Source organism: Selenomonas sp. oral taxon 138 str. F0429 (assembly GCF_000318175.2).
Lineage (GTDB): Bacteria > Bacillota > Negativicutes > Selenomonadales > Selenomonadaceae > Centipeda > Centipeda timonae.
Genome location: NZ_KB290930.1, coordinates 397898 through 411120 on the forward strand (window position 1 = coordinate 397898; position 13223 = coordinate 411120).

General features: G+C 59.5%; 8 protein-coding genes and 1 other RNA gene. All 9 read right to left on the minus strand.

The features are described from left to right. Positions 1 to 84: 84 nt before the first annotated feature. On the minus strand, positions 85 to 747 hold the full coding sequence (locus tag HMPREF9163_RS03420) for a C40 family peptidase (protein ID WP_037345840.1): 663 nt from the start codon (positions 745 to 747) through the stop codon (positions 85 to 87). A gap of 68 nt (positions 748 to 815) precedes the next feature. Beyond that, an RNA gene (rnpB, locus tag HMPREF9163_RS11460) (RNase P RNA component class A) lies at positions 816 to 1168 on the minus strand. A gap of 134 nt (positions 1169 to 1302) precedes the next feature. Then, positions 1303 to 2241 (minus strand): dihydroorotate dehydrogenase, encoded by a 939-nt coding sequence (locus tag HMPREF9163_RS03425; RefSeq protein WP_009440262.1) that lies wholly within the window; start codon positions 2239 to 2241, stop codon positions 1303 to 1305. Beyond that, the gene (locus tag HMPREF9163_RS03430; protein ID WP_009440263.1) at positions 2231 to 3013 is read right to left on the minus strand and encodes a dihydroorotate dehydrogenase electron transfer subunit; all 783 of its coding nucleotides are present in this window, start codon (positions 3011 to 3013) and stop codon (positions 2231 to 2233) included. The genes HMPREF9163_RS03425 and HMPREF9163_RS03430 overlap by 11 nt, the downstream gene beginning before the upstream one ends. Further along, positions 2985 to 6212, minus strand: coding sequence for a carbamoyl-phosphate synthase large subunit (carB, locus tag HMPREF9163_RS03435; protein WP_009440264.1), 3228 nt, complete (start codon positions 6210 to 6212; stop codon positions 2985 to 2987). The genes HMPREF9163_RS03430 and carB overlap by 29 nt, the downstream gene beginning before the upstream one ends. Positions 6213 to 6215: 3 nt before the next feature. Continuing rightward, complete coding sequence (gene carA, locus HMPREF9163_RS03440; RefSeq protein WP_009440265.1) at positions 6216 to 7289, minus strand: glutamine-hydrolyzing carbamoyl-phosphate synthase small subunit; 1074 nt, start codon at positions 7287 to 7289, stop codon at positions 6216 to 6218. Continuing rightward, positions 7286 to 8578, minus strand: a complete 1293-nt coding sequence (locus HMPREF9163_RS03445) for a dihydroorotase (protein ID WP_009440266.1) — start codon at positions 8576 to 8578, stop codon at positions 7286 to 7288. The genes carA and HMPREF9163_RS03445 overlap by 4 nt, the downstream gene beginning before the upstream one ends. Beyond that, a complete protein-coding gene (locus tag HMPREF9163_RS03450; RefSeq protein ID WP_009440267.1) occupies positions 8578 to 9525 on the minus strand; it encodes an aspartate carbamoyltransferase catalytic subunit in 948 nt (315 codons plus the stop codon). The genes HMPREF9163_RS03445 and HMPREF9163_RS03450 overlap by 1 nt, the downstream gene beginning before the upstream one ends. A gap of 369 nt (positions 9526 to 9894) precedes the next feature. Next, positions 9895 to 13223 (minus strand): YDG domain-containing protein (locus tag HMPREF9163_RS03455; RefSeq protein WP_009440268.1); only part of this gene is annotated, 3329 nt, incomplete at its 5' end.

Below are 13223 nucleotides of genomic sequence, written 5' to 3' on the forward strand. Positions count from 1 at the left end.
AAAACAAGAAGGCAAAGAAATAGATCGGACATTGTTTTCTCCTATGAAAAAAGAGGGGCAGCGCCCCTCTCCTGATTCCGCATATCACATGATGCGTCGCGCTCCAATGTAGCACGCGCCCCAGTAGCCGCCGTACAGATTGTCGATCGCAACGCCGCGGCTCGACGAAGCATTGATAAAGTTGCCGTTGCCGAGATAGATGCCGACATGCGACGGACCGTACTCATACGTCGAGAAGAATACGAGATCGCCGGGCACCATCTCCGACGAGGAGACAGGATAGCCGACATCATACTGTGCGTCTGCCGTGCGCGGGAGATAGATGCCCGCATTGGCAAATACGTAGCGCACAAAGCCGGAGCAGTCAAATCCTGCGGGCGTCGTGCCGCCAAAGGAATACGGAACTCCAATGTACTGCATGGAGTCAGAGATCACGCGGCGAACGATGTAGTTCGAACCGCGGCTGACCTGCGGCATGGATTTTCCAAGAAGTGCCTGATACGTGGAAGGCCCTACCATCCCGTCGACATCAAGTCCCTGTGCTGATTGGAATTCCTTCACTGCCTCTGCCGTTGCAGGGCCAAAATCTCCATCTGCAACAACGTCATAACCAAAGCTGGACAGCTGTCCCTGAATCTCGGCTACGTCAGTTCCCTGATCGCCGAGCTGGAATGACTCTGCACTCGCAACTGCTGCGGAGCAGAGAAGCATCGCGGATAACGCAAGAATCTTGATTTTCTTTCGCAAGCAAACACTTCCTTCCACCGATACCCAAGACAAACCTGAGTACATTAAATGCGTCTTCGATAGCATTGGCTGTGAGAAACCAATAAGCCGAGTTCTGTTCCGCCACACGGGCGGCGACAATCATTTATCTGGGACGCCCGTTGCCGAACGCCTCTAGCGACACTACCCGGAAGGTCGACGAGCCGCCTTAACCCTTCCCTATTTGGTCTTGCTCCATGTGGGGTTTACCCAAGCCAGCCGGTCACCCGACTGCTGGTGCGCTCTTACCGCACCTTTCCACCCTTACCGATCAGATCGGCGGTCTAAATTTCTATGGCACTGTCCCTGAGGTCACCCTCGCTGGACGTTATCCAGCACACTGCCCTATGGAGCTCGGACTTTCCTCGCCCATCGAGATGGACGCGATTGTCTCGGTTTCTCATACCAACGGGAAGATTATACCACATGTGAGGCTCAGGTGTCAAAAGTCCCCCTAGCCCTTGTGCGATACGGGAGGAGAGCCAACCTTACGAACAGAAAATCCCTTTTGCGTGAAATTCTTTCGAAAAAATATGTTTATTCCCATGCCTGTCCAATGAGATCCCGTATGCTCGACATCTGATTCTCATGCAGATAACGCCCCAGACCGTCGCAGATCTTCATTGTAATTGCAGGGTCGATAAAGTTCGCCGTCCCGACCGCCACGGCGGACGCGCCCGCGAGGAAGAACTCAACGGCATCCTGCCATGAGGAAATGCCGCCCATCCCGATGACGGGCACGTGAACCACGTGCGCCACATCCCAGACCATGCGCACGGCGACGGGCTTCACGGCAGGCCCCGAGAGACCGCCCGTGCGGTTGCCGAGCACGGGACGCCGACGCACGATATCGATCTGCATGCCGATGAGCGTGTTGATGAGCGAGATCACATCCGCGCCCGCCTCCTCGATGGCAAGCGCCATCTCCGTAATGCTCGTGACATTCGGCGAGAGCTTTGCGATGACGGGCTTCTCAGATGCAGCTTTGACGGCACACACGACTGCCGCCGCAGCGTGCGGGTCGGTGCCGAAGACAATGCCGCCCTCCTTGACATTCGGGCAGGAGATATTGATCTCGAGCGCCGCAACACCCGCGACATTGAGCCGTGCGGCGAGCGCCGCATAGTCCTCGACCGAGCTGCCCGAGATGTTGACGATGACGTTCATCCCATAGGGCTGAATGCGCGGCAGAATCTCCGTCAGGAAGACATCGACGCCCGGATTTTCCAACCCGATGCAGTTCAGCATGCCCTGCGGCGTCTCCGCAATGCGCACGCCGTCATTGCCGCGCCGTGGTGCGAGCGTTGTGCCCTTCACCATGACGCCGCCGAGGCGCGCGAGATCGACGAAGTCCGCGAACTCCTCACCAAAGCCGAACGTGCCCGACGCCGTGAGGACGGGCGTCCGCATGTCGATCCCAGCGATATTCGTACGCAGAAGTTCGTCATAGGGATAGCTCTGTGCATTATGAGGCATAGTACACCTCTCCCGCAGGAAAGACGGGGCCGTCCTTGCAGACCTTGCGCCGCCCGCTGCGCGTGTCCACGGCGCAGGAGAGGCAGGCGCCGAGACCGCACGCCATACGCTTTTCAAGTGAGACCTCACAGGGAATGCCATGTTCCGCCGCAATCGCGGCAACGCGCTCCATCATCACGGGCGGGCCGCAGACGGCAACGCCGTCATAGTCCCCACCCTGCAGCAGTTTCGGCAGGAGCGTCGTCACAAAGCCCTGCGTGCCATACGAACCGTCGTCTGTCGTGACAAAGCATTCACGCACATGAGGGCGGTAGATCTCCTCCCAGAAGACCTCCTCCTTCGTGCGCCCGCCCATCAGCACGGAGACGTTCGAATGCTCCGCTGCAAAGAAGAGGAGTGGCGTAAGCCCCATACCGCCGCCGACGAGAAGCGGATGCCGCAGCTCGGTCGTAAAGCCGCGTCCCAGAGAGCCAAGTACAGAAACAGTGGCACCCGTCTCCGCATGCGCCAACGCCTCGGTACCGCTGCCCACCTGCCGATAGATGAGACGAATCCATCCATCTGTACGCGAGACCTCTGCAATGCCGAGCGGACGGCGCAGATATCCGCCGTCTGCCGGCACAGAGACTTGCACTAACTGCCCCGGTAGAGACGTTCGTGCGATCACGGGGGAATCGAGCGTCAGGATGTCGACGCCTGCAATCGGGGCTTCATGCGAAAGGATGCGTGCCTCTTCGATTACCTTAGGCAAGATCATCCCCTCCGCCGACATAGTCCTGTATTGCCAACGCATAGACGAGACGGCGATTCCGCATGAACTCGAGCACGCGCAGCACCTCCCACGCCGTATCGAGCGATGTGAGACAGGCAATGCCGTGCTCCACCGTTGCGCGGCGGATCTTGAAGCCGTCGCGCGCGGAGTGCTTGCCCTGCGTCAGCGTATTGATGACCATATTGATCTTGCCGCTCTTAATCATCTCGATGATGTCCGAGCTGCGCTCATGCACCTTGCCGACGACCTCGACATCGATTCCGAGAGAGGCAATCGCCTTTGCCGTGCCCTCCGTCGCCACAATGTCGAAGTTGAACTCGGAGAACGCCTTTGCAAGTTGCTTGAGCTCCTCCTTATCCTTGTTCGCAACTGTGAAGAGCAGACAGCCCTTCGTCGGGATGTTCAGCCCCGAGCCGACGATTGCCTTGTAGAGGGCGCGCGCATAGTGGTAGTCTAGCCCCATGACCTCGCCCGTCGACTTCATCTCAGGGCCGAGGGAGATGTCGACATCCGTCATCTTTGCAAACGAGAAGACGGGCGCTTTGACGGCGACATAGGGACGCGGTGGAATCAGCCCCGAGTGGAAGCCGAGCTCCTTCAGCGTCGCCCCCATGGCAACCTGCGTCGCAACGCCGACCATGTTGACGTTCGTGATCTTCGAGAGGAACGGCACCGTGCGGCTCGAGCGCGGATTGACCTCGATGATGAAGACCTCATCGCGCGCAACAACGAACTGGATGTTGAGCAGCCCCTTCACATGGAGAGCAACGGCAAGCCGCTTCGTGTAGTCGATGATGGTATAGATCACGCGCGCGGGAAGCGTCTGCGGCGGATAGACCGCAATGCTGTCCCCCGAGTGGATGCCCGCACGCTCGATATGCTCCATGATGCCGGGGATAACGACATCCACGCCATCCGAGATGGCGTCGACCTCGACCTCTGTGCCCTGCATATAGCGGTCGACGAGCACGGGGTGATCCGGCGTCACCTTGACCGCGCGGCTCATATAGTCGCGCAGTTCCTCCTCGTTGTAGACGATCTCCATTGCACGCCCGCCGAGGACGTACGAGGGGCGCACCATCACGGGGTAGCCGATGCGCGCCGCCCCCGCCACGGCATCCGCGAGATTCGTCACGCTAATCCCCTCGGGGCGCGAGATGCCCGTCTGCGTCAGTACCTCGTCAAAGCGCTCGCGATCCTCGGAGCGGTCAATGTCGTTGACGGACGTGCCATAGACGCGCAGGCCTGCGCGCTCAAGTTCCGCTGCGAGGTTGATCGCAGTCTGCCCGCCGAACTGGACAATGACGCCGTCCGGCTTCTCCTTGTCGACGATGTTGAGCACATCCTCAACCGTCAGCGGCTCGAAGTAGAGGCGATCGGAGATGTCAAAGTCCGTGCTGACTGTCTCCGGATTGTTGTTGATGATGATTGCTTCAATCCCCATCTCGCGCAGCGCCCACACGGAGTGCACGGAGCAGTAATCGAACTCGACGCCCTGCCCGATGCGGATCGGCCCTGAGCCGAGCACGATCACCTTTTTGCGGTTGGAGACGGCGACCTCGTCCTCACTGCCGCGGAACGTGGAGTAATAGTACGGCGTCATCGCCTCGAACTCTGCCGCGCAGGTATCGACCATCTTGTAGCACGGCAGTATATTGTGACTGCGGCGCATCGTGCGAATCTCATCGCGCGTCTTATGCGTCAGCTCGGCGATGGAGGTGTCGGCAAGCCCCACCCACTTCGCCGCTGCGAGCAGCTTCGGCGTGAGCGGCGATGCGGCAAGCTCGTTCTCCACATCCGTGATATGTTTGAGCTTATGGATGAACCACTTGTCCACCTTCGTGATGTCCGAGATCTCATCGACGCTGAGCTTCCCGCGACGCAGCGCCTCGGCAATGACGAAGATGCGCTCGTCGTTCACAGCGGAGAGCTGCTTTTCGATCCGCTCGTCATCCCAGTCCGCAAAGCGCTCCATATAGAGGCGGTTCACGCCGATTTCGAGTGAGCGCACCGCCTTGAGGATTGCCCCCTCAAAGCTGCGGTCGATGGACATAACCTCGCCTGTTGCCTTCATTTGTGTGCCGATTGTATGGTCAGCGTAGATAAATTTATCGAACGGCCAGCGCGGGAACTTCACAACGCAATAGTCGATTGTCGGCTCAAAGCACGCCTTTGTCTTCTTCGTCACGGAGTTGACAATCTCGTCGAGCGTGTAGCCGATTGCAATCTTCGAGGACACCTTTGCAATCGGATAGCCCGTCGCCTTCGACGCGAGCGCCGAGGAGCGGCTGACGCGCGGATTGACCTCGATGACATAGTATCTGTTGCTCTTCGTATCGAGTGCATACTGCGCGTTGCAGCCGCCCTCGATGCCCAGCTCGCGGATGATGCGGAGGCTCGCGCTGCGCAGCATCTGATACTCGTGATCCGTGAGTGTCTGTGCAGGAGCAACAACAATACTGTCTCCCGTATGAACACCGACAGGATCAAAGTTCTCCATGCTGCAAACAGTGATGCAGTTGTCATTGCCGTCACGGATGACCTCGAACTCGATTTCCTTCCATCCGGCAACGCTGCGCTCGATGAGCACCTGACCGATCATCGAGTAGTTCAGCCCCTTGATGACGGTTGCAATGAGCTCTTCCTCATTCTCCGCAATGCCGCCGCCCGTGCCGCCCATCGTATACGCAGGGCGTACAATGACAGGATATCCAATCTCGTTTGCAAATGCAACAGCCGCATGAACATCCTCGACAATCGTGCTCTCGGGGATCGGCTCGCCGAGCTTTTCCATCGTCTCCTTGAAGCGCTCGCGATCCTCCGCCTTCTCAATCGCCTCGAGCGACGTGCCGAGGAGCTCCACGCCGTGCTGCGCCAGAATGCCCTTCTCGGCAAGCTGGACGGCGAGGTTCAGCCCCGCCTGTCCGCCGAGCGTTGCAAGCAGTCCGTCCGGCTTCTCCTTGGAGATGATCTCCTCCAAGAAGTCCACCGTCAGCGGCTCGATGTAGACGCGGTCAGCGATATTCGTGTCCGTCATGATGGTCGCAGGGTTGCTGTTGACGAGCACGACCTCCAGACCGTCCTCCTTCAGCGCGCGGCACGCCTGTGAGCCGGCGTAGTCAAACTCCGCCGCCTGACCGATGATGATGGGGCCGGAGCCGATGACCATGACCTTCTTTAGATTTTCCTTGCGCGGCATACGTCACTCCCCCTTCATCAGATTCCAGAACTCATCAAAGAGATACATATTATCGTCGGGTCCCGGCGCAGCCTCGGGATGATACTGCACCGAGAAGATCGGCAGCCCTGTGTGACGCAGCCCCTCGATCGTATCGTCATTGACATTTGTATGCGTCACAGCGAGCGGCGTCCCCGCGAGCGATGTGGGATCGACGGCATAGCCGTGGTTCTGCGCGGAGATGTGTACCTTACCCATCTTCAGATTCTTCACGGGCTGATTACCACCACGATGCCCGAACTTCATCTTGTACGTCTTCGCGCCAAACGCGAGCGCGAGCAGCTGATGCCCAAGGCAGATGCCGAAGATCGGCTTCTTCCCCGCGAGTTTTCGCACCTCCTCCACGATCTCCGGCACATCCGTCGGATCGCCGGGGCCGTTCGAGAGGAATACGCCATCGGGGTTCAGCGCAAGCACCTCCTCGGCGCTCGTATGCGCGGGCACAACCGTCACCTTTGCCCCAATGCGGTTGATGTTTTGCAAAATGCTGCGTTTAACGCCGAAATCCATTGCGACAATATGCGGAGCGTGGGGCTTCTCCGTCTCAAGCGTATAGACCTCGGGCGTTGTTACGATCTCCACAACATTGCGCGGCAGTTCCTCACCTTGCAGCGCTGCAATCTCGGACTCTGCCATGTTCTCGGGAACAATCACGCCCTTCATTGCACCTGCAGAGCGGATATGACGTGTTACAGCCCTTGTATCGACGTGGTAAAGGCACGGAATATTGTTTTCCCGCAAAAAGTCCGTCAGACTTTCCTCTGCCTGCCAATTATTTGGTGCATCGCAGAGCTCTCCGATGACAAATCCGCGCACAAAGGAGCGGCGGGACTGCATGAATTTCTCAGCCGTACCATAGTTCCCGATGAGCGGATAGGTCATCGTGAGGATCTGCCCGCAGAAGGAGGGATCGGTCAGACTCTCCTGATATCCTGTCATCGTCGTGGTGAATACAACCTCACCAACCGCTCTTGTCTCACTGTCGAGCAGTTCGCCCGTATAGACCGAACCGTCCTCCAGAATCAGTTTTCCTTTCATATGATAATGACCCCGTCCTTCATAACAATCTGCCCATCCACAACAGTCAGCACAGCCCTTCCCTTGAGCTCGCGCCCAGCAAATGGCGTATGCCTGCCGCGCGTATAGAACGCCTTCGGATCGACCGTCCAAATGAGCTCCGGATCAATCACCGTGACATCTGCAGGCGCGCCCTCGGCGAGCGTCCCCGCATTCAGTTTGAACACGCGTGCGGGCGCGCAGGTCATGCGCTCGATCAGCGTCTCCATTGGAATCTTCCCCGTGTGCACGAGATCGGTCAGCAGGACGCCGAGCGCCGTCTCAAGCCCCGGGAATCCGCTCGGTGCGTAGATGTACTCGCGATCCTTCTCCTCGGGTGCGTGCGGCGAGTGATCCGTGACCACCATGTCGATTGTGCCGTCCAGCAGACCTGCCACCATCGCCTCGACATCCTTTACCGTGCGCAGCGGCGGATTCACCTTCGTCGAGCTGTCACGCGGGTCGACGCATTCGTCCGTCATCGTGAGATGATGCGGCGTGACCTCCGTCGTCACGCGCACGCCGCGCGCCTTCGCCTCGCGCACAAGCTGCACGGCGCGCCCCGAGCTGATATGTGCGACATGCACATGTGCGCCCGCATACTCGGCAAGCATGATGTCGCGTGCGACGGCAATATCCTCTGCCACGATCGGACGCCCCTTGATGCCGAGCATTGCACTCCTGTGCCCCTCGTTCATCGCACCGTCCTCGACGAGGGAGGGATCTTCCTCGTGGTTGATGATTGCCTTATCGAACGGGACGAGATAGTCGTATGCACTCAGCAGCACCTTTGCCGACGGGTCGAAATGCCCGTCATCGGAGAACGCTACTGCACCCGCCTCGACCATATCGCCGAGCTCAGCGAGTTCCTTGCCCTCCTGATTCTTCGTCACCGCACCGATGATCTCGATGTGGATGACGGCGACATCCTCCGCGCGCTTCTTGAGGCTCGTGACAAGCGCCGCATCATCCACCACGGGGCGTGTATTCGGCATCGTCGCAATCGTCGTATAGCCGCCCGCAGCGCCCGCGCGCGAGCCGGAGGCAAAGTCTTCCTTCGCCTCCTGCCCGGGCTCGCGGAAATGCGTGTGCATATCGATGAATCCGGGGGTGACAATCTTATCGGACGCATCATACATCTCCGCCCCATCGGCGCTCAGATTCGTTCCGACCGCGCGAATCACACCGTCCTCGATGAGAACGTCACAGATTTCATTTCGCTTTGCGGCGGGATCGATTACCCGCCCGCCTTTCAGCAGCAATGCCCCCATCAGGCCTTCCCTCCCATCAGAATCAATGTGAAGAGCGCCATGCGGATGGCGACCCCATTTTTCACTTCCTCCTGTATGCGCGACTGCACACCGTAGGCGACGGACTCAGAGATTTCCCAGCCCTTGTTCATCGGCCCCGGGTGCAGCACGAGCGCGTCCTTGTTTGCCAGTGCAAGACGCTCGTCGTTCAGCCCGTAGATGCGCGCATACTCGCGTGTCGACGGGAAGAGCCCGCCCTTCATGCGCTCAAGCTGAATGCGCAGCACCTCGACCACATCCGCCCCCTCAACAGCATCCTCGATGCGGTCGTGGATCGTAATGCCCTCCTCCTCGTGGAGGAACCGCGGCAGGAGCGGGCGCGGCCCCGCGATGTGCACGTCCATGCCCATCTTGCGCATGCCCTGAATGTCCGAACGCGCCACGCGGCTGTGCAGCACATCGCCGAGAATGGCGACCTTCAGTCCCGCGAGCTTGCCCTTGTTCTCCTCGATCGTATAGAGGTTCAGCAGCCCCTGCGACGGATGCGCGTGCGCGCCGTCCCCCGCATTGACGATCACGGGCGACACCGCATCGGCAGCGTATGCGGCAGAGCCCTCCGCCTTGTGCCGCATGACGATTGCGTCCACGCCCATCGCTTCGATTGTATAGAGCGTATCGCGCAGACTCTCCCCCTTGACAATGCTCGACGCGCTCGCCGTGATATTCACGACATCCGCGCCGAGATACTTCCCCGCGAGCTCGAACGACGTGCGCGTGCGCGTGCTCGGCTCGTAGAACAGCGTGACGATCGCCTTTCCCCGGAGCGCCGGCACCTTCTTGATGTCACGGCCAACGATGTTCTTCATCTCGCGCGCCGTGTTCAGGATCAGACGAATCTCCTCCGCCGAAAAATCCTCGAGCGCCAGAACATCGCGTCCCTTGAGTGATAACTCCTGACTCATGTGCATCCCCTTTCAACAAAAAAGCTTTCCCATGCCCAAAGAAAGGCATAAGAAAGCTTTACATTCTAAAATTGGATAGACTGACTGCACAGTATATTTCATTGAAAACTCCCTTAAGGCCTCACAGGACCTCTTAAAAGGTGGTCTATGCGGAAGGTTCGGCGTGCCGCCCCTTCACTTTATTTTCCCCATTATAGCGTTTTCGCGCCGAAAAATCAACCGTGCAGCTTCAGATTTTCTCCGTCGGACATATAGGACTTGTGCAGCAGCCCTATTCTATGTTTTGTTCGTCTTGCGCGCCCAAGGCGCCCCTACCGTCACGCTCCGCGTGCCACCTCCCCCGCTACGGCAGGGGAGGCTTTGGGTAACGGCATATTAGTCGAGGCGCACGCCCTCGATGCTAATATCGCGTGCCGCCGCAAAGCGATAGATGCCGAGCGTTGCCGTCGGGATGGGGCACGGCAAGCCGAATACATAGACCTCCCGCTCAAAGCCCATATCAAAGCGCGGCGCGGCATCCTGCACGAGCGAGGCGATGAGTCCGCCCGGCAGGTCTGCGGCGTGGATGGTGAAGGCGTTCGCGTTGCCCGCCGCCTGTCGAATCCGGTAGTTGCCGAGCACGCCGTCACTCGTGCTGCCGATGCGCCCCATGATGCCGTAACTTCCCGGCGTGTCGGTATTCGTCACCGTCGTGCCAAAGGAAATACCGCCCGCACCGAATACGCGCTCGTCCTCGCCGTCCGCGAAGCCCTCCGCATGTCCCGTAAAGGATGGCAGCGCCTCGCCCTGCACAATGCTCTGCGCGTCGGCGGTCAGCGTGAGGTCGCGGTGCGTAATGCTGCCCGCGCCCTGCGCGGCGGTCGCGGCGAGCGTGTAGTTCCCCGCATCCGCACCTGCGAGCGCGACACCTGTGTAGTCAATGGTGGCTGCCGCAGTGACGTTCTTGTCGTTGTATGCCGCACCCGTGGCGGTTGCTGTTACGCTGTCACCCGCAACGGCATTGTTCAGCGCCGCATGGAATTTCGATGTGTCTGCGGCGGTCGTGCCGTCGTAGGTCTTACTCTGCGCCGCGACTGCGCCAAGCGTCAGCGCACGCCGCGTGATCGTTCCCGTACCCGTGAGTGTGGGGCTATTCAGCACATAGTTCCCCGCGCCCGTACCCGTGAGCGTCAGTCCGCCAAAGGTCACGGCTTTATCTCTGGCGGCATTCTTGTCGGCGTATTTTCCTGTGACGGCATTGAGTTCGATGCCCGTGCCCTCGCCCGTGATGAAGCCCGTGAGACTATAGTTCGTCCCCTTCGTGAGCGACTGCGTGACGTTCGCCGTGCCATCGTACGTCTTGTCAAAGCGTGCGCCGCTCGTGAGCGCGAGATTCAGCTCCTTCGGCGTGATCCTGCCCGCGTTCTCAAAGGTCTTGTTCGCTGCAAGCGTATAGTTGCCCGCGCCCGAACCCGTGAGCGAGAGGTTCGTAAAGGTGACGTTCTGCTGTGCGCCCGCCGCCTGTGCGTTCGCGGTTGCGTACGTGCCCTGTGCGGCGGATTCGTTCAGCGCGACAATGTTCGTGCCCTCGCCCTCGACTACGCCCGCAAGCCGATAGTTCGTACCGCGCGCGAGGTTCTGCGTCACGGCCGCCGTGCCGTCGTATGTCTTGGTGAACTGCGTGCCCGCCGTCCCTTCGAGCGTCAGCGTCTTCCTTGCGATGTCGCCCGTTGTCGTGAGGGTGGTCGTAGAGAGGGAATAGTTGCCCGCGCCCGCCCCCGTGAGCGTCAGCCCGCCAAAGGTCACGGCTTTGCCCGTGCCCGCGTTCTTGTCCGTGTATGTCCCCGCGCCCGTGATTGTGATGCCTTCGCCCTCACCGTTGACGAAATTCGTGAGCGTATAGTTCCTGTCCTTCGTGAGCGTCTGCGTGACGTTTGCATTCCCGTCGTACGTCTTGTCAAAGCGTGCGCCGCCCGTCAGTGCGAGATTCAGCTGCTTCGCCGTGATACTGCCCGCTCCCTGCACGGTGCGCGCGATACGATAGTTCCCTGCGCCCGTACCGCGCAGGGCGAGCGTGTAGCTCACGGCATTTGCCGACGCGACATCCTTGCTGTTGTATGCCGCGCCTCTGGCGGTCGCCGTGACAAGGCTCTCCTCGCCCGTGACGACGTTATTCAGCGTCGCGCTGAACTGCGTGGCGTCAGCATTCGTATTGCCGTCGTAGGTCTTCGTCTGCGACGCGACGCCGCTCATGGTCAGCACGCGCGGCGCAATCCTGTATGTGCTGCCGATGAGGTCATAGCCGAACGCATCACTGTAGATGCCGCGCGCATCGTATGTACCGGCATTCTTCTCAAGGGGGGTATCCGAAAGGATGTGCGTGTCCCCGTCCCCGAATGTTTTGCCGTCGTAAGTCTTCTCAAGTCGCTTCGTACCCTTCATCAGAGCCGTGAGCATGGGCGTGGTCTTGCCCTCATAGATGCGCCACGGCGTGCCCTTGCCGCCCTCGGTCGCAACGAGGGCATTGCCGTGCTCGTCCTTCCAGTCCGTGTATGTCGCCGCCTTCTTCATATCCTCCAGACTGCGATCTGCGACGTCATCCTCTGCTTTGTCATTTTGCGCTTCGCCGACCGCATGGGCGATAAAAGTCGGCGAACAACCCTGCGTTACACTTCCCGCCTTCCATACGGCATGGCTGACCGTACCGCCGTCCGCCTGTCCCACAATGCCGCCAACGGTCTGGGCTTCACCCTGCCCCGGCAGACCATCTCGCGCCACAGTTCCCGTATGCAGGGCGTTCTGCACGGTGCTGTTCTTCATGGCTCCCGCAATGCCGCCGATGAACGCATCGCTCCCATCTCCAGCTCCTATGATCTCGCCTGCATTCCAGACATTCTGAAGGGTAACGCGCTCCCCCGCGCCCACAATACCGCCGACATACGTGCCCGCATCGACTTTCCCTGCATTGTAGGCATTGCAGATCGTGCCGTACTTCGCCGTCCCCACAATGCCGCCGAAATGACTCGATCCACTGACCACGCCGCTAAAGGAGACATTCCGAATGAGAGTCCTCTCTGCAGCGCCCGCAATGCCGCCGACATGATCCTTCCCCGTCACATAGCCGTCCACGATGGAGAGATTCTCGACGCGCGCCCCGTTGACATTGCCAAACAGACCGATATAGCTGTCTTCGTCAGCATCCCTTCGATTGATGTGAAGATGCTCTATCCTGTGTCCGACGCCGTCGAATCGTCCTTTAAACTGAGGACCGCTGCTGCCATTGCCGCCAATCGGCATGAATCCCTCCGGGTCGTGGTATCCTATGTGATTCCATCCACTTGTTTCGCCCGCATTGATGTCGCCGGCGAGCATATATCTGCCGCGCAGATTCGCCTCGATATGCTGCAGTTCGTAGACATCGTGCACGCGCATATAGTCATAGTCTGCATGAGGAGCGCCGTTGAGGCGCTGAACAAACCATCCGCGCGATTTTGCAGATGCCTTGTGATGGTCGGCAGCCGTGCTCGCATAGTCGGAGACCTGATACGGCGTCGGGGTGCTGCCCACCTTGATGTTCTTCGTTATCTTATTCCCGACATCGTAGCCGATATGCGGCGCTTTCTCGCTGCGGATGGTGACTGCGCTGCCCGTGAGCGGCGTGCCGTTTGTGTCCGTCACAGCATCCGTATTGAGGACGGTGACGTTCTTGCCCTCGATGTAGAGTT